Raw genomic sequence first — 22,707 nt, 5'->3', positions numbered from 1 at the left:
TTCAAGCAGTTTCTGTTTTTTTAAGTGGTGATGAAGGAGGTAATATACACTTGTTGAATTTCTCCCTCTTGCATCAGTTCATTTAATTTTGTTTTTATTGCCTTTTGGAACAATTGCTTACCTTGTTTACCTTCCAAATTTTCTAACGTCATTTCAGAAAGTTCCTCAATAATGATGTTATTTGTTTGGTATTGACGTTTTGTTAATTCAGCTGCAGCATCCTTACTTGTTGTTTGAATTTTTAACGTCATACGAACAACTCGTTTATCGGCAAGATTTGTCGTAATTTCTGGCACATCCACCAGCGTTTCTACTACCTCATCAATCGTTGGCTCAAGTGACGCTGCGGGCTTATTGAATTGAGTAAGTAAAACAAACGCGATAACCCCAATAAGTATGATGGTCACTAATACAATAATGAGCATCGTTAACATTTTATTATTCTTCATCTTCTTCACCTCGTAGATGCGGGTTTGATAGTATTTGTATATTTTTATAAAAGGCTTTTACCTTTTGTCGCACCTCGTCTTCACTCTGTAAAACAATGAGTTTTGTTCCTGTCGTCAAAGTAATGGTCGTATCTGGAAAAGATTCGACTGTTTCTATGTATAAAGCATTTAATGTGAATGCTTTGCCATTTAGACGTGATAGTTCAATCATTGAAATAGGGCCGGGTCTAGCAAGAGAGCCGGCCCGACCCTCCCTCATATTGATTTTATGTTTCTTTAGTGCAGAACGCCGTTTACACCTAACAAGCACGTCCTGTGGCAGTTGCAACACTAGTATTATTAACACTAGAGTACTAATGTAAAAATATTTTTCCTGATTTCACCTGTGGGGTTAAAATGACCTCAAAGGTTTGGCATTCAGAGCTAAATCTAATTTAATCAATTACTTGAAACTATCGTTTTAAGTTAACAAGTTCTTGAAGAATTTCATCTGAAGTTGTGATAATACGCGTATTCGCTTGGAACCCACGTTGTGCAACAATCATCTCTGTAAACTCCTCAGAAAGGTCTACGTTAGACATCTCTAAAGCGCCGGGTTGGATTTTCCCCATACCAGCTACAGTACCAACTTGTCCATATGCTGCACCAGAGTTGGCTGTTTGTTGGTAATAATTACTCCCCACTTTCGCAAGACCACCCGCATTCGGGAATTTAGCCATAATTAGCTGACCTGCCCATTGAAGATCTCCATTTAAATCCACATATGTGACAGTACCATCCTGTCCTATTGATAATTCCTTTGCAGTTGTAGGAATACGAATCGGACCTAATGTACCATCTTCAGGCGTTAATACACCATCATCATCAAACAAGTTTGCACCATCATCCCCTGATGCATTCGGTGCATCTTCTGGAATGATACCAGTATCATCAGCTTCAACAACAAGTTCATCACCAGCTGATACACCAACTAAATATTTCCCATCTGCATTCACTAAATAGCCATTTTTATCCATATAAAAAACACCATTTCGTGTGAATAGCGTATTATTGAAGCCCTCTTCTGTAATAGCACCAGTGTCATCAGGCGCACCATTTGCATCAGCTACCATAAAGAAACCATCACCTTCAATACCTAAATCGAGTGCACGGCCAGTCCCTTGTAATGAACCTCCTCCATGAATTGTATCAATAGCAGCTAATTGTGAACCTAAGCCGATTTGTTGAGGATTTACCCCCCCGCGCGTAGAAGTTGGAGAAGATGCACCAGCTTGCGTTTGAGAAATTAAATCTTTAAAGAGAACACGACCTTTTTTAAAGCCATGTGTGTTAACGTTAGCGATGTTATTACCAATAACGTCAAGCTTTGTTTGGAAGTTTTTTAAACCCGAAATACCTGAATACATAGAACGTAACATAATTGTCGTTCTCCCTTCGTTTTTGAATTGTGTGCTTCTATCAGTCAGCTACACATAAGGCTTCCTTACATCAGAAGGTCCTGCCTTAGAGCACAATAGTGCCATCAATATTAGTAAATAGTTGTTGTTTTGCTTCCGTGCGATCCATTGCTGTAATGACAGTTGCGTTTTTAGCACTGACAATTAAAGCTGCTTGATCCATCAAGACTAATGGTTGTTTGACGCCTTTTGAGTGTGCCTCAAATACTTTGTCAGATACAACCTGCCATTCTTGTTCAGTAATCGCAATATTACGCTCGATAATGCGTTCATGCGCATGCTTACTTACTTTTAGCTCCTGTTGTTTGGTAGCCTCCTGTAAATGAGCACTAAATGATTGCTGTGACCTAACAGGCGTAGGTTGCGTTTGGCGAATAGTTGGATGCAATGGTACACGATGAATTGAAAACTTATCCATCCTAATCCCCACCTCTATTCGCTTATTACTGTAAATTCTTTGCCTGTTAGTTTTTTGTCATTGTCTAATACATAGTAAATAATACCATCTTTATTTGATACAGAAACGATACGTCCTTGCAATTCTTGCTCGCCATCTTTATAAGTAACATTTTTACCAATCAGCTGACTTGCTTGTACAAGTGGAGATTCTGTTGACGAGTTATTACCACCTGTATTCAGTTCTGAGCCACTTAAAATAGCTGAAATATTACCTGGCGATATTTCTTTACCATCAGCTAATACAAACACTACAGTACCTTCGACGAATTTCACCGATTCGATAACGCCTGTACCTTCATTTATAATTGGCTTCCCCTTATCATCTTTTTCCTCTGTTAATTCATGCCATTTTACTTCCTTGCCTACAAAAGATGAGTAGCTCATAAGTTGTGTTTGCTGCTGAGAGGCTAGTAAGGCTTCCAATCCTTTTGTCATATTTTGCATTTGTTCTAAAGAAGAAAATTGCGCCATCTGAGCGATAAATTCACGGTCATCCATTGGATTAGTCGGATCTTGGTTTGCTAATTGTGTTATTAATAGTTGTAAAAAAGCATCTTTACCAAGATCGCTATTACCCGTTTGTTTAACTGGCTTCTGATAGTTCGAATAATAAAGACTATCCGTTATATTTGTATTTGTTGTCTTAACTTCTGCCATGCTTACACCTCCTCATTTACTAGGTAATCACTAAAGGACTTGCTATCATCGTCATCGTCATTTTTTTGTTCTTGTTCTTCTTCTTGCTGTTGCTTAAAGAAGTTATTAAAGAAGCTTTGATCACGTTGTTGGCGATCTGCATCCTGCAATGACTGCGCAATATCAAGCCTGTCGACTTGAATGTTCTGCTGGACAAAGGCTTGCTTTAATTGATGTGCTTGGCTATCAAGTAGTTCACGTCCATGCGCAGTAGAAGCAAGAAGACGTGCTGTTAAAACACCATCATTTTGTACAAGCTCGATACGAATTGTCCCTAGATTTTCTGGATATAATTTCAAAGTTAAGCGCGTAATACCTTGTGCATTAGAGATTTGGGCTTTGTTGATAATAGCTTGCATCTCTTTTAGTAATGCCTCAGACTGTGCTGGTTTTGCCGCTGGCAAAGTGACTTGGAATGTGTCTGCCTTTGTTTGTACTGTATTTGATGTGACCATCTCGTTAGCACTTGTATCGGTCTGTTTCGTTACCTGCACTTGCTGGACAACTTGTTGGAAGCCCTGTAACGGCAGTGTTACCCTTGTTTTTGTTGTTACTTGCAGTGCAGTTTGAATTGTTTCAATCTGTGTTTGCATCGTTGTTAAAAAGTTTTTGCTATTTGCTAGCAAGTTTTCTTGCGCTGCCGTTAAATCGGTTTTCTGTCCAACTAATTCAGCTAGCTTTAACACCTGTAATAACTGCGTTACTTCTTTTGGTGTTACTTCTTCTTCACCTTGTAAAGCAGATACTATCTGTGTTTGAAGCAACGGTGCTTGAGCATCTACTAATGCCAATAGCTCCCAAACATCACTTGCTTGCTGTTCTTCACCTAATAGCTGTTGCACCAATTTTTGCAATTGCTCTGCATCAATATTCAATGCAGCCATTAAATCATCCAGATTTAACATTTCATCAATAGCAACTGCTTTGCCATCTTCTCCCACTTGAAGCATTAACAAGCCATCATCGTGTGGAATATCCAATAGATTTAGTAGTTCCTCGATTGATTCTGCATCCAATACAGCCGCTAACTCAGCAAGACCTGCCTCCTCTTTCGTGCCCGAAGATTGAGTCGTTTGATTTGCTTGGTTTGTAGAGGACATTACTTGTCCAAAGACAGATCCAAAAGTTGATAAATGATCTTTGGCCTTTACTTCATTTGTCTTAACATCAGTACTACTCGTTGCTACATTTTTAGGTGTAGCTACTTTAGAAGACATCATTTGCATCATTGCAATATTCATGTTTTCACCCCCTTTCAGTCCTTATTGTTTCGACATCATTTCTGTATATTTAGCAGCATCTTGTGGATCCATCTTTTCTAGGATGGCTGCTAATTTATCTGGTTTTAAATTAGATAGAATACGTAGTGCCTCTGCATCGCTCATTTTAATGAGGACTGGTGCCGCTGCTTTAGCAGACATTTTATCAAAGGTTGTTAAAATATCATTAAAATCTCGTTTAACGTCGTCTTGTTCTCTTTTTAATTTTTCAATTTCAAAGAGTAATTGTTCTTTCTCCGTCAATAGCTGTTCTTTTTCAGTCGTTGATGTATCCAATTTCTTTTGCAGCTGTGAAATTTCAGCTGCTTTTTCTTGAATTTCAGCTTGTAAGCCGACTACCTTTGAATCGTTACTAACAACCGCTTCTTTTGCTTGTTGTTCTTCTGATTCAACAAAAGGTAAGCTTCCTAGTGCTTTTTTGCTTAAATCAAAAACATTTGTATTCATCAGCGTAGCTACAATAAGTAAAACAGCTACAACGAACATAATTGGTAGTAATACCCACATGAAAAACTTTTGAAAACCACCTGATTTCCGTGTTGGTTGCTGGTCCTCTAATTCTTTTACAATTCTATTGTTTTTTGCCATGAAATCACCTGATTTCTTTCTTGTAGTACGTAAGTGATGAAATTTCATCTAAAAAAATGCTTTCAATACGATCTTGTTCTTGCTGATACAATTTAAAATCCTTTTCGCGCATTTTTTCAAATTTACGTACTTCCAAGTTTTTTTCTAATAATTTTTCTTCATGCCAGTTCATTTTTGCACGTGCTTGGACAACCTTTTGCTGCACATCTGCTATTGTTTTTTCAAGGCTGTCAATAAAGCGTGCATAATGATGAATCTCCTCTATCGATGAACCTATAGCTAAACGTTGCTGCTGAAATTCTAATAAATCTTCTTTCTTTTTTAGCAAACCATAGAGCTTCGTTGCAATTTCTTCAAAAGAACGTACAGATTCTTTATAGGCGATTTCGGTTTCATTCTTTTCTTGCTCACGAATAGTTAACACTTTGTCAAAACGATATATATAACTGACCATCTATTTGCCACCGCCGTTTGATAATGTAATTAACTCATTCATGCTCTCTTCAAGGGTCACCTTATCTAAATATCCCTGCTTTAAATAAGCGGTTATAAGCGGTTCATAATAAATCGCTTCATCAATTTCTTGAGATGTTCCACGCTTATAAGCACCGATATTGATTAGGTCCTCTGACTTGTCATATGTATAATAGAGCTCTCGTAAACGTTCCGCTGCTTTTTTATGTTCAGGCTCTGCTACATGATTCATCAAACGACTAACGCTTTTCAATACATTAATGGCCGGATACTGTCCTTTGTTTGCAAGATTTCGATCTAGCACAATATGTCCATCTAAAATCCCTCGCACTGTATCAGCAATGGGCTCATTCATATCATCCCCGTCTACTAAAACTGTGTAAAATGCCGTAATAGACCCCTTCTCATTTGTACCTGTACGCTCTAATAGCTTAGGTAGAATTGCAAATACAGATGGCGTATAACCTTTTTGAGCAGGTGGTTCACCAGTAGCAAGCCCAATTTCTCGCTGTGCCATTGCTACACGTGTCACAGAGTCCATCATTAACATGACATTTAAGCCACGATTTCTAAAATACTCTGCAATAGCTGTTGCTGTAAAAGCACCCTTTATCCGCATGAGTGCCGGCTGATCGGAGGTAGCTGCTACAACTATTGAGCGACTCAAGCCTTCCTGTCCTAAATCCCGTTCAATAAATTCACGAACCTCACGACCACGCTCTCCAACCAAAGCAATTACGTTCAAATCAGCCTGCGTATTACGGGCAATCATACCAAGTAAGGTACTTTTTCCGACTCCTGAACCGGCAAAAATCCCTACACGTTGTCCATTCCCTACTGTTAGCATGCCGTCAATTGCTTTTACACCGACTTCAAGCCTTTCATCAATTGGTGGACGTGTAAGTGGATTCGGAGGGTCCTGCTCTGTCGGCACTGTCATAAGTCCTTTTGGCAATAATGTGCCATCAATAGGATTTCCCATAGAATCAAGGACTTTACCAATGAGCTCTGGCCCCACCCTTATTTCAAGTGGCGCGCCTGTACCTTCAACTAAGCAACCAATCGAAATTTCTCGCAACGAGGTAAATGGCATAAGAACTACTATTTCATCTTTAAAACCAACGACTTCTGCCAAAATTATTTGATGGCCATTTTTTGATGTTTCAACGTGTATTTTACATACATCACCGATGGAACTATCCGGACCTTGCGACTCAATCATCAAGCCGACAACTCTCGTCACTCTACCAAACTTTTTAAAAGTAGGTATATTAGGAATTTGTTCGATTAATTGAGCCGTTTTCATCTAGATCATTCCTTACTTTCTAATATTTCATGCAGTTTTAATCTTAATTCGTTTAGTTGCTCGTCGATGCTTACGACGATACGGCCATGATTCGTTTCGATAAAGCAATCTGTTTCGTTATCTAAATCTTCATTTACAAAAATCATAAATGGTACATCCGCCGGGAACATTTCAGCTAATTCATCACGATTTGCAGTAATTAACCCGTAATAGGTTGGCGAAACGTAGATTTTTATTTCTTTCATTTCTCTCGCTTCTTTTAGCCCTCTTCTGACGATTGACGTAAACAATTCATCGTCCCGTTCTAATGAAGCACCTATTATTCGCTCTGCCGCTGTCAATCCTAGTTCTAAAATGATAGCCTCTTGATCTTGAATATATTTCCGGGCATTTTCCCCAGCTTGGACAATAACTTCGTTGGCTGTTTGTAGAGATTGTGTCATTGCCTCATTAGCTCTGTTTGTGCCATCCTCATATCCTTGACCATAGCCTTCATCATAAGCTTCTTGTACGCGATTAGGTCGTTCTTCTTCCCAACTTTGTTTCGTGTGCTCAATCTCTTGGAGGTATGATTGCTTTTCTTCTTCAAAAGCTGCACGTTCGTTCTGAAGGGTGAATCTTGCTTCTGCAAGCAATCGATCACGTTCTTCAAGCATGTCTTCCATCGTAATTCGAGTGTGAGCTATTTCATCTGTCTCGATCTCAGGTATTTCAAACATGTCACGAATTTGTATCTCTTTCACATTTTCGCCATTGGACTGTGTGTAAACAGAACGGATGATTCTAGACAATGACGTCATCTCCTCCACCACGTGCAATAATAATCTCACCAGCATCCTCTAAGCGACGGATTACAGCTACAATTCTTGATTGTGCTTCCTCTACGTCACGTAAACGTACAGGTCCCATAATCTCCATTTCTTCTTTAAACGTATCAGCCATTCGTTGTGACATATTGCGGAAAATTATATCTTTTACTTCTTCACTTGACACTTTCATTGAAAGCAGTAAATCTTCATTTTCACAATCCCGAATAACACGCTGAATTGAGCGGTTGTCGAGCGTCACGATATCTTCGAATACAAACATGCGTTTTTTGATTTCTTCAGCAAGTTCAGGATCTTGAATTTCGAGTGCATCAAGAATGGTTTTTTCTGTTTGTCTATCCACGCCATTTAATACTTCAACGACAGCATCGATGCCACCTGTTTCTGTGTAATCCTGCGTAACAGTAGATGATAATTTACGTTCTAATACAGACTCAATTTCACTAATTACTTCTGGTGAAGTTGACTCCATCATTGCTATACGTTTGGCGATATCTGCCTGCACCTCTTGCGGAAGTGAAGATAAAATAACACCTGCTTGCCCTGCTTCTAAATAAGACAGAATAAGGGCAATTGTTTGCGGATGCTCATTTTGAATAAAGTTAAAAATTTGCGATGGGTCAGCTCTACGTGCAAAGTCGAAAGGTCGCACTTGTAAAGAGGATGTTAAACGATTAATAATCGTTTGGGCTTGTTCCATGCCAAGTGCTTTCTCAAGTACTGTTTTCGCGTAACCAATACCACCTTGTGTAATATAATCTTGCGCAAGGGCAATATTATGGAATTCTTCTATTATTTCTTCTTTCACGTTCGCTTCTACTTTTTTAACACTTGAAATTTCTAACGTTAAACGTTCAATTTCTTCTTCAGTTAAATGTTTATAGACAGAAGCTGAAACCTCAGGCCCTAGTGAAATTAACAAGAGTGCGGCCTTTTGTTTTCCGGTTAATTCCTTATCTTTCTTGGACACAGCCGAACCTCCTAGTTAGTCTTCCGCAATCCAACTACGCAGTAACTTCGCAAAATCGTCTGGCTTCTCTTTTGCCATTTTTTCAAGTTGCTTACGACGCATTGTAGCTTCCGTTTCAATTTCTTCATTAATATCATCGATCATTAGTTCTTCTTGTTCTTCTAGGATACTAAGTTCTTCTTCTTCCTTCGCACGTTTACGAGAACGAATGATGAAGAATGCTAGTAATAGGATGACAGCTAGTAAAATGCCTCCAATAACCCAAACCCACCATGGGATAACTGGAGTTTCACTACCCACATCTGTTGCTTTACCATTTAAGGATTGTACTGAAACAGCCACTTTTTCATCAATTTGCTCTTGAGTAAGTTCAGCCGCTACATCCTTGGAAATTGTTGTACGAACAATAGTGCTTAAAATTTTCTCGATATCTTCTAGCACCCCATCTGGTAGTGACGCTGCGTCTGCTGCTGTCGGCGGCTCAACAATTACTTGTATGCCGATATCTTGAATTTTATAAGGTGCCTCTTGAATATCTTTTCGGATACGGTTGACATCATTATTAATAGTTTCTTCCGTACGTTCGTAATCTCCATCACCCGTTGCACCTTCATTATAAGTTGTGAAGTTATCTGTTGTTGTTTCAGCTTCAGGTGTACCCGTTGCTGCTGCACCTGAACCAGAATAGGACTCAGTAATACGTTGTGCGCTTATAGCAATGCCATCCATATTTTCTTCATCAACAGGCGTCACTAAATTTTCTTCACGGTTTTCTTTTTTAAAGTCAATATCTGTTGTAACAGAAGCAATTACTTTATCTTGCCCCATTAATGTACCCAGCATATTTTGCACTTGACGTTGCAAGTCACGTTCGACCATTTTTTTCATCTGTAATTGACCTTCAGCTGTAGTTGTTGATGAAGCATCAGCTGTTGCAGCATTTAAATCAAAGTACTCAGAGAATTGATTGGAAATAACGATATTGTCTGTGCTTAAATTCGGTATACTTTTTGATACTAAGTTGTACATTGTGGCAATTTGTTGTTCTGTAAATTTATAGCCAGGATCTGTATTTAAAACAATAGAAGCACTTGCCTCTTCTTTTACATCTGTTACGAATACACCCTCTTCAGGTAGAGTAATCATAACTTTTGCATCTTTCACACCTTCTAGATTATTAATCAGTTTGCCAATCTCAGTTTCAGTTGCTGCTTTTTTCAATAAGTTAAACTCGTTATCTGTCATCCCAAAGCCAGAGCTGTTTGCAAATGAATAATCAATCGTACCTGTTTGAGGATACCCTTCAGATGCTAATTGCACTAATAGAGCATCCGCTTGTTGCTCAGGTACTAGTATGGAAGTTCCCCCTGGTGCTATTTCATATTTCACACCTTGGGTATCCAATGCCTCTTTCACTTGTCCAATTTCTCTCGTCGACAAATCTTTATAGAGTGGAACATATGTAGTTTTTGTAGCGAAAAATGTAATAATAGCTGCAAGTGCTATAACACCTAGTACTGAACCAATCATTAAACCTTTTTGTTTTTTACTCCGACTAGTCCAAAATTGGCTGGTGTCGTTTTTAATTTTCGTCAATCGTTCATTCATTATGAATCCTCCGGTTATAGTGAATAACCTAGCAATTAATAATTCGCGATAACAGTGGTATCCCATAGTTCAAAATTCTAGCTATACAGGCATAAAATATCTGACTATGGGAAACTTGTCTTTATTTAATGGTGCATCTCATCACCTGTTCAATAAAGTTAGACACTCATTCGCATTATTTCTTGGTAAGCTTCAATCACCTTATTGCGAACTTCTAATGTTGCATTTAATGTAACGCTCGCCTTTTGTGATGCAATCATCACTTCGTGCAACTCTACATCTCCACCAGTTATTAGCTTTTTAGTAAAATTATCAGAAGTAATCTGCTGATCATTTACTTTTGAAATAGCTTCTTTTAACGAATTTGCAAAGCTCTGCTGTGCTTCATAAGGTGTCGTATTCAATTTATTTGTTTCGTTTACAACCTGAGTAGGTGTCATTAGTGAAACGGACGAAATTGTCATTATGTATCATCCTTTCTTAGCATTGTATTATTTACCAATCTCTAAAGCTTTTGTAAGCATAGATTTATTGGCATTGAAAACTGTTATGTTGGCCTCGTAAGAACGAGTGGCAGACATTAAATCCACCATTTCTTTTAATGGATCCACATTCGGCATATTGACATAGCCATCTGCATTGGCATCTGGATGTGTCGGATCATACACCAATTTGAACGGTGTTTCTCTATCTTCTTTAATTTGCGTAACCTTCACGCCATTCCCAACACCACTTTTTGCATTTTTACCAAGTGCAACATTAAAGTATTTTGAAAATTGGTTTTCTTGAGCAGTAAGAGTGACAGACTTACGTCGATAAGGCTCCCATTCACCATTTACCTGTCTTGCACGTGTTGTATCAGTATTTGCCATATTAGAAGAGATGACATCCATTCGTAATCGTTGCGCCGTTAAAGCAGAGGCAGTGGTATTCATCCCATGAAAGATAGACATTTATTACTTACCTCCTTTAATAACTGTATTTAATGAATTTAACTTACCGTTTACACGATCAATCAAGGCATTATAATAGATTTGATTTTCTGCTAATTTCGCTTGTTCAGCATCCATATCTACACCATTTCCGTTATTTCGATAGCGTAAGCCATCCATGTTACTTACACCAGGCGTAGATTGTCTAATTGAGAAATCATAATGTCTATTATCCGTACGATATGCCGAAATAGAGATTTCCTTCTCTGTTTCCAACATATCCTTAAAACTTACATTTTTCGCCTTATAATTCGGCGTATCGACATTCGCAATGTTATTTGCGATTGTTTTATGATTCAAAGTGGCATAGGAAAGTCCATTTTCCAGGCTACTAATAGTTCCTCCAAATAAATTCAAAACCATTCACCTCTTTTATTTCTTCTATTCCTTGTTAATTTATCCAGTAATACAATTGTAATTAAGATGCTACGTAGTGTCTATTGTCTTTTGTCACTTTTTAATAGTATATCCGCCCTATTTTTTATTCCGACGACCCAGGACAAAACTATCTTAACCCTTTACAGGACTAGTTTTCACGCATTTTCTATCTTTTTCTAGTTATTTAACACCATTTCGACAGTGCTTACTATATTAGTATTGAAAAATTCCCTATTTTTAACTTCACCAATTTCGACACATTTTCTCCAAATAAATGTCAATAGTGAAATAGCAACTAATTTCACCACTTTAAAAATCCCGAATGAAATAACAACCAATTTTACCACTTTTGTTGTACATTGACACGCAAAAAAAAAGCCCCCTCAAAAAACTTTGAGAGAGCCTATCAGTTAATCATTTTATTTCATTTTAATTTCAGCTAGCGCGTTTAAGAATTTATCGTTTAATACTTTAATGTAAGTACCCTTCATGCCAAGAGAACGAGATTCGATTACACCCGCAGATTCTAGTTTACGTAATGCGTTTACGATAACTGAACGTGTAATGCCCACTCGGTCTGCAATTTTTGAAGCAACTAGTAAACCTTCATTACCATCAAGCTCCTCAAAAATATGTTCGATTGCTTCTAATTCACTGTATGAAAGGGAGTTAATGGCCATTTGCACAACAGCTTTGCTTCGAGCTTCTTCTTCGATTTCCTCAGATTTTTCACGTAAAATTTCCATACCCACTACTGTTGCACCATACTCAGCAAGAATTAAATCATCATCCTCGAATTGAGCAGATAAACGAGCAAGAATTAAAGTACCTAAACGTTCACCACCACCAACAATCGGTACAATTGTCGTTAATGCATTTTGGAATAATTCTTTGTTTTCAACCGGGAATGCAGTATGTTCATCGTTAATACCTAAATTCGATGACGTCTCAGAGATAGTAAATAAGCTATGTGTATATTCTTCTGGAAATTGGCGTTGTTCGAACATTTTTTTCATACGTTCATTTTCGATTTGTTGGTGGATTGATATACCTAAAAGTTTCCCTTTGCGGCTTACAATATAAACATTACTATCAATAATATCACCTAATGTGTCTGCCATTTCCTTAAAGTTTACTGGCTTACCAGCAGATGCCTGTAGCATCGAGTTAATTTTACGTGTTTTTTCTAATAAATTCATTATATGTTCCTCCTATAAATAATCCGAAGAGTATTTACTTAATATTCTAAAGGTTTTCACAACTGAATAATACTATTCAGCCTTATCTTACAATATAAACTGTGACAAATCTTTGTTTTTTACTATGCCCGCCAGTTTTTGGTCCACATATGCTGCTGTAATCGCAATATTAGCCGGAGCAATCTCTGACGCCTCAAATGATAATTCTTCAAGCAATCGTTCTAAAATAGTGTGTAATCGACGCGCTCCGATATTATCGGTTTCTTGATTAACTTCAGTTGCGATTTCTGCAATACGATTAATGGCATCATCTGCAAAGTTTATATCTACGCCTTCTGTTTCTAACAACGCTTTATATTGCAATATAAGTGATTGATCTGGTTCTTGCAAAATACGCACAAAATCTTGTTTTGTTAACTTTTCTAGTTCGACACGAATAGGGAATCGCCCTTGTAATTCCGGAATTAAATCGGAAGGCTTAGACATATGGAAAGCGCCAGCCGCAATGAACAGCATATAGTCCGTTTTGACAGCACCATATTTAGTCGTTACTGTAGAACCTTCTACGATTGGCAGAATATCACGCTGTACGCCTTCACGTGAAACACTCGCAGAAGAATTATTTTCTTTACTTGCAATTTTATCTATTTCATCGATAAAAATAATGCCCGATTGTTCAGCTCTAGACACAGCTTCTTGCGCTACTTCGTCTGCGTCTATCAGCTTATTTGCTTCTTCAATTGTTAAAACACGTCGAGCATCCTTTACTTGTAAACGGCGTTTCTTCTGTTTTTTCGGCATTAAGCTGGATAGCATATCTTGCATACCGCTATTTGCTGACATATCCATTCCCGTCCCCTGTAATGCATCAAAAATAGAAGGGTTTTGCTCTGTTACTTCAACAGTAATCCACTCATTTTCTAATTTACCGTTACGTAAATCAATAGCGATTTGTGCACGTTTTGAACGCACTTCAGTTTCCTCAGAAGATGTATCTTCTTGTGACTGTTGTTCTTTGCCACCAAATAACATTTCAAATGGATTTTGCATAGCTTGCTTTTTACGTAAGGAAGGAACAAGCAGTTTAACAATTGCCTCATTCGCTAATTCCTCAGCTTGTTCTTGTACGGATTCCATCATTTCTTCCTTCACAAGACGATGGGAAGCTTCTACAACATCACGTACCATGGACTCTACGTCACGTCCAACGTAGCCTACTTCTGTGAATTTCGTTGCTTCAACCTTAACAAACGGAGCATTCGTCAACTTTGCAATTCTTCTGGCAATTTCTGTTTTCCCAACACCTGTAGGTCCAATCATCAAAATATTTTTCGGAATGACCTCATCCTTCATGTCATCAGATAAGAGAGAACGACGATAACGATTACGCAACGCAATTGCGACTGCTCGTTTCGCTTCATTTTGTCCAACGATATAACGATCCAAATGCTCAGTAATCTGTCTTGGCGTTAAGTTGTGTTGTGTCATTAGTTAAGCGCCTCCACGATAATATTATGGTTTGTAAATACACATATTTCAGCCGCTGTTTCTAATGCGGCCTCTGCAATTTCTCGGGCAGACATTGTTTCTCCCGCATACTTTTTAAGGGCACGACCTGCTGATAATGCATAATTGCCACCTGAACCAATTGCCAAAATACCATCATCTGGTTCAATGACTTCTCCTGTACCCGAAACAAGTAATAACGTAGTTTTATCCATCACAAGTAACATTGCCTCTAATTGACGCAACATTTTATCACCACGCCATTGCTTCGCAACTTCTACAGCCGCGCGTTGTAAATTACCATTGTATTCATTTAATTTGGCTTCAAACATTTCAAAAAGTGTAAAAGCATCGGCTACCGAGCCTGCAAAACCAGCAAGCACCTGCCCATTAAACAGACGTCTGACCTTCCTTGCTGTACCTTTCATCACAACTGCATTACCAAGCGTCACTTGACCGTCTCCAGCCATAGCACACCCGCCATTATGATGAACTGCAAATATCGTTGTCGCATGAATTTGTCCCATTTGCCTTCCTCCTTAGCCTCTATTATGCCCGTGGATGAGCATTCATATATGTTTGACGAAGATGCTCATTTGTTACATGCGTGTAAACTTGTGTAGAAGATAAATGTGAGTGCCCCAGCAACTCCTGTACCGTACGTAAATCTGCGCCATTATTCAGTAAATGCGTTGCAAATGTATGGCGAAGCATATGCGGGTATATTTTTGTATGAAGTGAGGCCTTATCAATCATTTCGTTTAAAATATGACGTACCCCTCGTGGTGTAAGTTCCCCACCGCGCATGTTGACAAACACTTGCTGATGAACTGTTTTTTTCATCAAGCGCGGACGAGCCTGCTCGATGTAATCTCGCAAAGCTACACTCGCAAATTGACCAAACGGAATAATGCGCTCTTTTCGTCCTTTACCCATTACCCGAACAATAGAATAATGAAAATCTATATCTTCTATCATAATGGATGTAAGCTCACTCACACGAATGCCAGTTGCATATAACAACTCTAAAATAGCCATGTTTCGCAACGATTTCAAATCTTCTCCTACATTTGCATCAAAAAGTTGCATCAATTCTTCTTCGTAGAAAAAACTTGGTAAACGTGATTCTTTTTTCGGATGATAAAGTGAACGAAATGCGGCATCATCGTACCCGTACTGTCTATTTAGGAAGCGAAAAAAGGAGCGAATTGAAGAAATTTTTCTTGACACAGAAGATCTTGCTTTTTTTTCATCGTACAACTTCGTAACATAAAGACGTGCATGTATATACTCAACACTCGATAAATCTTTAACGTCCTCTGCCTGTAAAAACGTTAAAAATTCTAGGAGGTCTGATTCATATTCTCGCACCGTATGAACAGAGAAGTTTTTTTCTACTTGGATGTAAAGCATGAACTGTTCAAGTGCTTCTTGGGACGAAACTATCATAAAAGATTCACCACCAACGAATTATTCGTAACCTTCTTACATTACTAACATCAACAAATTTAAAGGACAAAACATTGTCATCCCTCATGTTTGCTAACCGATTTAGTAATCTTTAAAAAACATACATATTGACACTATACCTATCTTCGTAATATAGCAAGTGAAAAAGGTTGTATTTTGAGAAAATCTCAATACAAAATAATAAAATGCGTGTAACTAAGCATTTTGTCTACAAAAAAAGAAAAAGCCTCTAAAAGTATATCAACTTTTAGAGGCTTTTAGCAATTAAATTGTTTGCGAATTCACAAAATTTCGAATCGTTGTCAAAGCACGTGTCGCATGCATTTCAGCACGCTCAGGTTTTGAACGACGACCTGGTGGTAATTCAGGGAAAATGCCAAAGTTGACATTCATCGGTTGGAAATTTTTGGACTGCGCTTCTGTTATATAACGCGCCATGCTTCCCATCGCTGTTTCAAATGGGAAAATAAGCGGTTCTTGTCCTAAAGCTAAACGTGCCGCATTAATCCCGGCAATTAGCCCACTTCCAGCTGACTCTACATATCCTTCTACACCGGTCATTTGACCAGCGAAGAAAATGTTTTTATGCTCGCGTAGCTGATACGTTTTTTCCAATACTTTTGGCGAGTTAATAAACGTATTTCGGTGCATTACACCATAACGGACAATTTCAACATTTTCTAAACCAGGAATTAATTGTAGTACTTCTTTTTGTGGTCCCCATTTTAAATGTGTTTGGAAGCCCACGATATTATAAAGTGTACCCGCCGCATCATCTTGACGTAATTGTACAACAGCATATGGACGTTTATCCGTTTTCGGATCTTCTAGTCCTACTGGCTTCATCGGGCCAAAAAGCATTGTTTTTTCGCCACGTGCTGCCATGACTTCAATAGGCATACACCCTTCAAAGTAAATCTCTTTTTCAAACTCTTTTAATGGCACTACTTCTGCATCGATTAATGCTTGACGGAAACGGTCAAATTCCTCTTTGGTCATTGGGCAGTTTAAATACGCCGCTTCGCCTTTATCATAACGAGATTTCAAATAAACCTTATCCATATCAATGCTATCTTTTTCAATAATAGGCGCCGCTGCATCATAGAAATACAGGTAATCAAGACCTGTTAAACCTTGAATTTTTTCAGCTAATGCTTTAGAAGTTAGTGGCCCGGTTGCAATAACAGTAATACCTTCCGGGATATTTGTCACTTCTTCGTGAATAACCTCCACTAGAGGATGATTTTTGACCGCTTCTGTGACATAGCCTGCAAATTCGTGACGATCAACTGCAAGGGCTCCACCTGCTGGTACCGAACACGCATCAGCCGCTTTTAAAATTACGGAATCTAACATACGCATTTCTTCTTTAATAACACCTACAGCATTTGTTAATGTATTTGCACGTAATGAATTTGAGCATACAAGCTCTGCAAATTTATCAGTATGGTGAGCCGGTGTCTGCTTTACTGGGCGCATTTCATAAAGTCGAACTTTTACGCCGCGTTTAGCAATTTGCCATGCTGCCTCACTTCCCGCAAGACCAGCACCTATTACATTTACTACTTGTTCAGTCATGTTCTTACCATCTTTCTATCATTGAGTAGGTGTTTCTTCGTAATCACATTTCGTGCACTGAATTTGCACACCTTTTTTCAGTTTTTTCTCTACTAATAATGCACTACATTTCGGACATGGTCTACTTATTGGCTTGTCCCATGATACAAACTCGCACTCAGGATACTGGTTGCAGCCATAGAATAAACGCTTTGTTTTACTTTTACGCTCTACAATTTCGCCCGTTTCACAAGATGGACATTTTACACCAATAGGTTTCATGATGGCTTTTGTATTGCGACAATCTGGGAAGTTTGAGCAGGCCATGAATTTCCCATATCTGCCCAATTTATAGACCATTGGCGAACCACATTTTTCACAATCTTCACCAGCAGGTTCATCTTTAATCACGACTTTTTCCATCTCAGCATCTGCATGCTTCACATGAACCTCGAAATCTTTATAAAATTCATCAATTACATCTACCCATTGACGGCTGCCTTCCTCTACATCATCTAGATCCTGTTCCATTTTCGCAGTAAATTCGATATTTATAATATCTGGGAAAAATTCTAGTACGAGTTGGTGTACGATTTCACCCAACTCTGTTGGCATGAATCGCTTTGTATCTAACACGACATAGCCACGGCGCTGTAATGTATCGAGGGTCGGTGCATATGTGGACGGGCGCCCTATACCTATCTCTTCCATTGTTTTTACAAGGCGCGCCTCTGAATAACGTGGTGGTGGCTGTGTAAAATGTTGCTTCGGTTCGATTTCAAGAGATTTTACTTGATCACCAATTTCCATTTCAGGTAGAAGTTTTGTTGTTTCTTCCGTTTGGTCATCAGTACCTTCTATATATAGTTTCATAAAGCCGGCAAATTTTACTTGTGAGCCATTTGCACGGAACAATACGTCACCATTTTGAAGGTCAACAGCAACTGTATCTAGTACAGCTGGTGCCATTTGACTTGCGATAAAGCGCTCCCAAATCAAACGGTATAAGCGTAATTGGTCACGGCTAAGTACAGCTTTTAGTTCTTCTGGTGTGCGCATTGTACTTGTCGGACGGATTGCCTCATGGGCGTCTTGAGCATTTGACGCTTTTTTGGCCTGCTTGATCTCTGTTGCGATAAATTCTTTTCCATACTTTGATTCGATATATGAGATTGCTTCTGTTTTGGCTGTTTCAGAAATACGTGTCGAATCCGTACGCATATACGTAATCAAACCGACTGTTCCTTCTTTTTTACCGATATCAATACCTTCATACAATTGTTGTGCAAGCATCATGGTTTTCTTCGCACGGAAGTTTAACTTACGAGCCGCCTCTTGTTGTAAAGAAGATGTCGTGAAAGCAGGTGCTGCATTTCTTTTACGTTCTTTTTTCGTTACATTCACCACGTTAAATGCGGTACCTTTTACGCTTTTTAATATGGACTTTACTTGCGCTTCATTTGTTAATTTTATTTTGTCTTTGCCATCTCCATAGTAAAGGGCATCAAAAGTTTTCTTTCCCTTTTCAAAGGAACCTTCAATTGTCCAGTACTCTTCTGGCTGAAAGTTTTTAATTTCATTTTCACGATCAATAATCATGCGCAGTGCTACAGATTGTACACGTCCTGCTGATAAACCTTTTTTTACTTTCTTCCAAAGAATCGGACTAATGTTATACCCTACTAATCGGTCTAACATACGTCTAGCTTGCTGGGCATCCACTAAATCCATGTTAATGGAACGAGGGTTCTTAAAAGATTCAAGAATTGCATCTTTTGTAATTTCATTGAAGACGACACGGCAATCCGAATGAATATCAATATTTAACGCAGTCGCAAGGTGCCAAGCAATTGCTTCTCCCTCGCGGTCTGGATCGGCTGCTAGATATATTTTCTTAACTTTTTTAGCCGCAGACTTTAGTTCCTGTAAAACAGGACCTTTACCGCGAATTGTAATATATTTTGGTTCGTAGTTATTTTCAGTATCAATGCCCATTTGGCTACGTGGTAGGTCTCGAACATGCCCGACCGACGCTTTTACTTTGTATTTTTTTCCTAAATAACGCTCAATTGTTTTTGCTTTTGCTGGTGATTCTACAATCACTAAATAATCCGCCATCTATGTCTCCCCCTTAGCGAGGTCTAATGCTAATTTTTTTAAGTTACCTGTTGCAAAATGTATAACAGATTTTAAGATAATGCAACTTTTTTTCAATTTTTGCTAGAAAAGAGCGCTAGTGTTTCAACGATTTGATAGCCGTTACACACAGGAATAGCTCCTTCTAAAATTAACTTATTTGTCCCTTTTGACTGCTCAGCATCAATCGGCCCCGGCACAACAAAAACATCCTTTCCTTGCTCTAATGCGCATTCAGTTGTAATAAGGGTGCCACTTCTCAGTGCCGCTTCTGTCACTACTAATGCTTGCGACAGACCACTAATTATGCGATTGCGCATGGGAAAGTGCCATTTTTCCGGTTTTATATAAGGTGGATATTCTGTGACAAGTAATTGACACTCTGCCATTTTTTTAGCAAGAGCTTGGTTTTCTTTTGGATAAACATGATGAAAACCATGTCCCAGCACAGCAATTGTTTTTCCACCCACCTTAATTGTTGCCTCATGAGCCATTGTATCTGCTCCACGTGCAAGCCCACTCACGACCGTGTATTCGTGTTCAACAAGCGGCGGGACAATTAAGTCCATTGCAGTCTTTGTATAGGCTGTAGCCTTTCTAGAGCCTATAATAGCTACCTGTTTATTACTTGCTAACAGTGAATATTGACCTTTCACATACAATACAGTAGGTGGACTTGGTATTTCAAATAATTGCGCTGGATAATAAGGGTGATGAAAGGGTATGGGGAAAATATTAGCCTGTGCATAGGCTTCTTCAAACGACAAGCTAATTATGCGCTGAAAACTTTGAGACATTCGCTGCGCTTTTGACAATGGCATTTGTAATGCTTTCGCAATCTCAGTCGGATGCGCTTCTTCAAAATAACTTAATACATCCACCGGGGACAATAACTGTTGAAGTTTTTGGAGTGGTAATGGATATATATAATGCAAAGCTAGCAGTCTCTGTAGATCTACTGAAAAAACCATTTAAAAGCCTCCTTTTTTAATAGAAGAAATTAAATGACCGCATTTTTCATTTCACCACAATAAAAGCAGAAAAGTGTATTTGCGTCCGCTCGCATACACGCCTGCGAAAAAAGTTACGACCTAGGCAGCGCAAATACCTAGACAGAGAAAAAGATGTAGCCACAATGTGCTACATCTTCCATTTTAATGGGTTTTACACTTTTCGTATAGCCCTTTTTCTTTAATTACTTTAATAAGTGTTTCACCAATCACTGATGGCGTTTCCGCAACTTCAATGCCTGCTGCATTCATTGCCTTAATTTTTTCAGCTGCTGTTCCTTTACCACCAGAAATAATGGCACCTGCGTGGCCCATTCGTTTTCCTGGAGGAGCTGTTTGACCACCGATAAAGCCAACGACAGGTTTTGTCATATTTGCTTTGATCCATTCAGCTGCTTCTTCTTCAGCTGTACCACCAATTTCTCCAATCATGACAACTGCGTATGTCTCTGGGTCATTGTTGAATGCTTCAAGTGCATCGATAAAGTTTGTCCCATTAACTGGGTCTCCTCCAATTCCAACGGCTGTTGTTTGACCAATACCAGCTTGTGTTAATTGGTGAACTGCCTCATATGTTAATGTACCAGAACGAGAAACAACCCCTACATGACCTTTAGTATGAATATATCCTGGCATAATACCAATCTTACATTCATCAGCTGTAATAACACCTGGACAGTTTGGACCTACTAGGCGTGTTTTTTTGCCTTCCATATAGCGTTTAACTTTTACCATATCAAGGACAGGAATATGCTCTGTAATACAAATTGTTAATTCTAGTTCAGCGTCCACAGCTTCTAAAATCGCATCCGCTGCAAATGGTGCAGGTACGTAAATAACCGATGCTGTTGCGCCTGTTGCCGCTACAGCTTCTGTCACTGTATTAAATACAGGAACACCCTCTATTTCAAGACCACCCTTACCAGGTGTTACGCCTGCTACGATTTTTGTACCGTAGTCAAGCATTTGCTTTGTATGGAATAGCGCTGTTTCGCCTGTAATCCCTTGTACAATTACCTTTGTATCTTTGTTAATAAATACAGCCATTGTTCTCCCTGCCTTCCTTAGCCTACTAGTTCCACAATTTTTTGTGCACCGTCAGCCATTGAATCCGCTGCTACGATGTTTAAACCAGATGCGTTTAAAATTTCTTTTCCAAGCTCTACATTCGTACCTTCTAAACGAACTACTAACGGTACAGCTAAACCAATTTCTTTTGCTGCTGTTACGACACCTTCAGCAATAATGTTACATTTCATAATACCACCGAAAATGTTGACAAAAATTCCTTTTACATGTGAATCAGAAAGGATTATTTTGAATGCTTCTGTTACTTTTTCAGCTGTTGCGCCGCCCCCTACATCAAGGAAGTTAGCGGGACTTCCGCCGTAGTAGCTGATTGTATCCATTGTCGCCATAGCAAGACCAGCACCATTTACCATACAGCCGATGTTGCCATCCAACGAAATATAGCTTAGGTCATATTTTGAAGCCTCGATTTCTTTTGCATCTTCCTCATCAAAATCGCGTAATTCGACAATATCTTTATGACGGTACAATGCATTCGCATCGAAGTTGAATTTAGCATCTAATGCTATAACATCCCCTTGTCCAGTTACAACAAGTGGATTAATTTCTACAATTGAAGCATCCTTGTCGATAAATGCTTGATATAAGCCTAACATTAACTTAACAGCTTTCCCTACAAGGTTTGCTGGAATATTCATATTAAACGCCATGCGACGTGCTTGGAAGCTTGTTAAGCCAATTACTGGATCAACAACCTCTTTGAAGATTTTTTCTGGGTGTGCTTCCGCTACTTCTTCAATATCCATGCCGCCCTCTTCAGAACCCATCACCGTTACACGAGATGTAGCGCGGTCTAATACTAGACTTAGATAATACTCTTTTTGAATATCAGAACCCTCTTCAATGTACAAGCGTTTTACTTCTTTGCCTTCTGGACCTGTTTGATGTGTCACTAAAACTTTCCCTAATAATTCCTTTGCGTAAGTACGCACTTCATCAAGGTTCTTAGCGATTTTTACACCACCTGCTTTACCGCGTCCACCCGCATGAATTTGCGCCTTGACTACAGTAACGTTTGAGCCAAGTTCCTTCGCTACCTTCACTGCTTCATCAGGGGAAAAAGCTACTTTTCCGTTGGGTACAGCTACACCATATTTTCTCAGAAGTTCTTTCCCTTGATATTCATGGATATTCATAATACATCCTCCCATCAAACATTTACAAAATTGTTTTACTAACATACCTATTCTAACTAAAGATTCTGATAAAGTCTACACTTTGTCCTTTGTTCGGATATTATTGTTTATTATGACGTT

24 protein-coding genes are annotated in these 22,707 nt (G+C 38.8%); all 24 read right to left on the bottom strand.

The annotated features are described in order from the left end of the window. Positions 1–20: 20 nt before the first annotated feature. The gene (gene fliL, locus ACOMCU_RS04835; RefSeq protein ID WP_010858451.1) at positions 21–449 is read right to left on the bottom strand and encodes a flagellar basal body-associated protein FliL; all 429 of its coding nucleotides are present in this window, start codon (positions 447–449) and stop codon (positions 21–23) included. After that, a complete protein-coding gene (locus ACOMCU_RS04830) occupies positions 439–660 on the bottom strand; it encodes a flagellar FlbD family protein (RefSeq protein ID WP_036131183.1) in 222 nt (73 codons plus the stop codon). The genes fliL and ACOMCU_RS04830 overlap by 11 nt, the downstream gene beginning before the upstream one ends. A 241-nt stretch (positions 661–901) precedes the next feature. Then, complete coding sequence (locus ACOMCU_RS04825; protein ID WP_421049555.1) at positions 902–1,867, bottom strand: flagellar hook-basal body complex protein; 966 nt, start codon at positions 1,865–1,867, stop codon at positions 902–904. Positions 1,868–1,952: 85 nt separating this feature from the next. After that, positions 1,953–2,324: a TIGR02530 family flagellar biosynthesis protein gene (locus tag ACOMCU_RS04820; RefSeq protein ID WP_421049554.1), complete on the bottom strand. Its 372-nt coding sequence runs from the start codon at positions 2,322–2,324 to the stop codon at positions 1,953–1,955. A 14-nt stretch (positions 2,325–2,338) separates the two neighbouring features. Continuing rightward, positions 2,339–3,022: a flagellar hook assembly protein FlgD gene (flgD, locus tag ACOMCU_RS04815; protein ID WP_421049553.1), complete on the bottom strand. Its 684-nt coding sequence runs from the start codon at positions 3,020–3,022 to the stop codon at positions 2,339–2,341. 2 nt (positions 3,023–3,024) lie between these two features. After that, positions 3,025–4,302 carry a flagellar hook-length control protein FliK gene (locus ACOMCU_RS04810; protein WP_421049552.1) on the bottom strand — a complete coding sequence of 426 codons (1,278 nt, stop codon included), beginning with the start codon at positions 4,300–4,302 and terminating at the stop codon, positions 3,025–3,027. Between the two features lie 21 nt (positions 4,303–4,323). Next, the gene (locus ACOMCU_RS04805) at positions 4,324–4,929 is read right to left on the bottom strand and encodes a MotE family protein (RefSeq protein ID WP_010858445.1); all 606 of its coding nucleotides are present in this window, start codon (positions 4,927–4,929) and stop codon (positions 4,324–4,326) included. 4 nt (positions 4,930–4,933) lie between these two features. After that, on the bottom strand, positions 4,934–5,383 hold the full coding sequence (gene fliJ / locus ACOMCU_RS04800; RefSeq protein ID WP_010858444.1) for a flagellar export protein FliJ: 450 nt from the start codon (positions 5,381–5,383) through the stop codon (positions 4,934–4,936). Beyond that, positions 5,384–6,709: a flagellar protein export ATPase FliI gene (gene fliI / locus ACOMCU_RS04795; protein ID WP_010858443.1), complete on the bottom strand. Its 1,326-nt coding sequence runs from the start codon at positions 6,707–6,709 to the stop codon at positions 5,384–5,386. It abuts the gene before it with no gap. A 5-nt stretch (positions 6,710–6,714) separates the two neighbouring features. Continuing rightward, positions 6,715–7,500, bottom strand: coding sequence for a flagellar assembly protein FliH (fliH, locus tag ACOMCU_RS04790; RefSeq protein ID WP_421049551.1), 786 nt, complete (start codon positions 7,498–7,500; stop codon positions 6,715–6,717). Beyond that, the gene (fliG, locus tag ACOMCU_RS04785) at positions 7,493–8,506 is read right to left on the bottom strand and encodes a flagellar motor switch protein FliG (RefSeq protein WP_010858441.1); all 1,014 of its coding nucleotides are present in this window, start codon (positions 8,504–8,506) and stop codon (positions 7,493–7,495) included. Before fliG ends, fliH begins: the two co-directional genes overlap by 8 nt. Before the next feature lie 15 nt (positions 8,507–8,521). Then, positions 8,522–10,114 carry a flagellar basal-body MS-ring/collar protein FliF gene (fliF, locus tag ACOMCU_RS04780; RefSeq protein ID WP_010858440.1) on the bottom strand — a complete coding sequence of 531 codons (1,593 nt, stop codon included), beginning with the start codon at positions 10,112–10,114 and terminating at the stop codon, positions 8,522–8,524. Between the two features lie 158 nt (positions 10,115–10,272). Beyond that, positions 10,273–10,578, bottom strand: coding sequence for a flagellar hook-basal body complex protein FliE (gene fliE, locus ACOMCU_RS04775; RefSeq protein WP_010858439.1), 306 nt, complete (start codon positions 10,576–10,578; stop codon positions 10,273–10,275). A gap of 27 nt (positions 10,579–10,605) precedes the next feature. Next, the gene (flgC, locus tag ACOMCU_RS04770) at positions 10,606–11,067 is read right to left on the bottom strand and encodes a flagellar basal body rod protein FlgC (RefSeq protein WP_010858438.1); all 462 of its coding nucleotides are present in this window, start codon (positions 11,065–11,067) and stop codon (positions 10,606–10,608) included. Between the two features lie 3 nt (positions 11,068–11,070). Beyond that, a complete protein-coding gene (flgB, locus tag ACOMCU_RS04765) occupies positions 11,071–11,463 on the bottom strand; it encodes a flagellar basal body rod protein FlgB (protein WP_010858437.1) in 393 nt (130 codons plus the stop codon). A gap of 440 nt (positions 11,464–11,903) precedes the next feature. Continuing rightward, a complete protein-coding gene (gene codY, locus ACOMCU_RS04760) occupies positions 11,904–12,683 on the bottom strand; it encodes a GTP-sensing pleiotropic transcriptional regulator CodY (RefSeq protein WP_010858436.1) in 780 nt (259 codons plus the stop codon). Between the two features lie 87 nt (positions 12,684–12,770). After that, positions 12,771–14,171 (bottom strand): ATP-dependent protease ATPase subunit HslU, encoded by a 1,401-nt coding sequence (gene hslU / locus ACOMCU_RS04755; RefSeq protein WP_219364795.1) that lies wholly within the window; start codon positions 14,169–14,171, stop codon positions 12,771–12,773. Beyond that, positions 14,171–14,716 (bottom strand): ATP-dependent protease subunit HslV, encoded by a 546-nt coding sequence (hslV, locus tag ACOMCU_RS04750; RefSeq protein WP_010858434.1) that lies wholly within the window; start codon positions 14,714–14,716, stop codon positions 14,171–14,173. The genes hslU and hslV overlap by 1 nt, the downstream gene beginning before the upstream one ends. A gap of 22 nt (positions 14,717–14,738) precedes the next feature. Beyond that, positions 14,739–15,638, bottom strand: a complete 900-nt coding sequence (xerC, locus tag ACOMCU_RS04745; protein ID WP_010858433.1) for a tyrosine recombinase XerC — start codon at positions 15,636–15,638, stop codon at positions 14,739–14,741. A 285-nt stretch (positions 15,639–15,923) separates the two neighbouring features. Then, positions 15,924–17,237 carry an FADH(2)-oxidizing methylenetetrahydrofolate--tRNA-(uracil(54)-C(5))-methyltransferase TrmFO gene (trmFO, locus tag ACOMCU_RS04740; protein WP_421049550.1) on the bottom strand — a complete coding sequence of 438 codons (1,314 nt, stop codon included), beginning with the start codon at positions 17,235–17,237 and terminating at the stop codon, positions 15,924–15,926. A gap of 18 nt (positions 17,238–17,255) precedes the next feature. Further along, a complete protein-coding gene (gene topA, locus ACOMCU_RS04735) occupies positions 17,256–19,334 on the bottom strand; it encodes a type I DNA topoisomerase (protein ID WP_010858431.1) in 2,079 nt (692 codons plus the stop codon). A gap of 92 nt (positions 19,335–19,426) precedes the next feature. Next, positions 19,427–20,323: a DNA-processing protein DprA gene (gene dprA, locus ACOMCU_RS04730; RefSeq protein ID WP_010858430.1), complete on the bottom strand. Its 897-nt coding sequence runs from the start codon at positions 20,321–20,323 to the stop codon at positions 19,427–19,429. A 183-nt stretch (positions 20,324–20,506) separates the two neighbouring features. Then, positions 20,507–21,409, bottom strand: a complete 903-nt coding sequence (sucD, locus tag ACOMCU_RS04725; RefSeq protein ID WP_010858429.1) for a succinate--CoA ligase subunit alpha — start codon at positions 21,407–21,409, stop codon at positions 20,507–20,509. Between the two features lie 17 nt (positions 21,410–21,426). Then, the gene (sucC, locus tag ACOMCU_RS04720; RefSeq protein WP_010858428.1) at positions 21,427–22,587 is read right to left on the bottom strand and encodes an ADP-forming succinate--CoA ligase subunit beta; all 1,161 of its coding nucleotides are present in this window, start codon (positions 22,585–22,587) and stop codon (positions 21,427–21,429) included. Positions 22,588–22,707: the final 120 nt, after the last annotated feature.

The sequence above is a fragment of the Lysinibacillus sp. UGB7 genome (assembly GCF_049058285.1).
GTDB classification, from domain to species: Bacteria; Bacillota; Bacilli; order Bacillales_A; family Planococcaceae; genus Lysinibacillus; species Lysinibacillus sphaericus_B.
The sequence above is the reverse complement of the archived record's forward strand: the minus strand, read 5'-3'. Positions and strand labels throughout refer to the sequence as shown.

Bases quoted from the DNA above. Each gene is read 5' to 3' on its own strand.
- fliL (WP_010858451.1), bottom strand. From the start codon at position 449: ATGAAGAATAATAAAATGTTAACGATGCTCATTATTGTATTAGTGACC.
- ACOMCU_RS04830 (WP_036131183.1), bottom strand. From the start codon at position 660: ATGATTGAACTATCACGTCTAAATGGCAAAGCATTCACATTAAATGCT.
- ACOMCU_RS04825 (WP_421049555.1), bottom strand. From the start codon at position 1,867: ATGTTACGTTCTATGTATTCAGGTATTTCGGGTTTAAAAAACTTCCAA.
- ACOMCU_RS04820 (WP_421049554.1), bottom strand. From the start codon at position 2,324: ATGGATAAGTTTTCAATTCATCGTGTACCATTGCATCCAACTATTCGC.
- flgD (WP_421049553.1), bottom strand. From the start codon at position 3,022: ATGGCAGAAGTTAAGACAACAAATACAAATATAACGGATAGTCTTTAT.
- ACOMCU_RS04810 (WP_421049552.1), bottom strand. From the start codon at position 4,302: ATGAATATTGCAATGATGCAAATGATGTCTTCTAAAGTAGCTACACCT.
- ACOMCU_RS04805 (WP_010858445.1), bottom strand. From the start codon at position 4,929: ATGGCAAAAAACAATAGAATTGTAAAAGAATTAGAGGACCAGCAACCA.
- fliJ (WP_010858444.1), bottom strand. From the start codon at position 5,383: ATGGTCAGTTATATATATCGTTTTGACAAAGTGTTAACTATTCGTGAG.
- fliI (WP_010858443.1), bottom strand. From the start codon at position 6,709: ATGAAAACGGCTCAATTAATCGAACAAATTCCTAATATACCTACTTTT.
- fliF (WP_010858440.1), bottom strand. From the start codon at position 10,114: ATGAATGAACGATTGACGAAAATTAAAAACGACACCAGCCAATTTTGG.
- fliE (WP_010858439.1), bottom strand. From the start codon at position 10,578: ATGACAATTTCGTCCGTTTCACTAATGACACCTACTCAGGTTGTAAAC.
- flgC (WP_010858438.1), bottom strand. From the start codon at position 11,067: ATGTCTATCTTTCATGGGATGAATACCACTGCCTCTGCTTTAACGGCG.
- codY (WP_010858436.1), bottom strand. From the start codon at position 12,683: ATGAATTTATTAGAAAAAACACGTAAAATTAACTCGATGCTACAGGCA.
- hslU (WP_219364795.1), bottom strand. From the start codon at position 14,171: ATGACACAACACAACTTAACGCCAAGACAGATTACTGAGCATTTGGAT.
- hslV (WP_010858434.1), bottom strand. From the start codon at position 14,716: ATGGGACAAATTCATGCGACAACGATATTTGCAGTTCATCATAATGGC.
- xerC (WP_010858433.1), bottom strand. From the start codon at position 15,638: ATGATAGTTTCGTCCCAAGAAGCACTTGAACAGTTCATGCTTTACATC.
- trmFO (WP_421049550.1), bottom strand. From the start codon at position 17,237: ATGACTGAACAAGTAGTAAATGTAATAGGTGCTGGTCTTGCGGGAAGT.
- topA (WP_010858431.1), bottom strand. From the start codon at position 19,334: ATGGCGGATTATTTAGTGATTGTAGAATCACCAGCAAAAGCAAAAACA.
- dprA (WP_010858430.1), bottom strand. From the start codon at position 20,323: ATGGTTTTTTCAGTAGATCTACAGAGACTGCTAGCTTTGCATTATATA.
- sucD (WP_010858429.1), bottom strand. From the start codon at position 21,409: ATGGCTGTATTTATTAACAAAGATACAAAGGTAATTGTACAAGGGATT.
- sucC (WP_010858428.1), bottom strand. From the start codon at position 22,587: ATGAATATCCATGAATATCAAGGGAAAGAACTTCTGAGAAAATATGGT.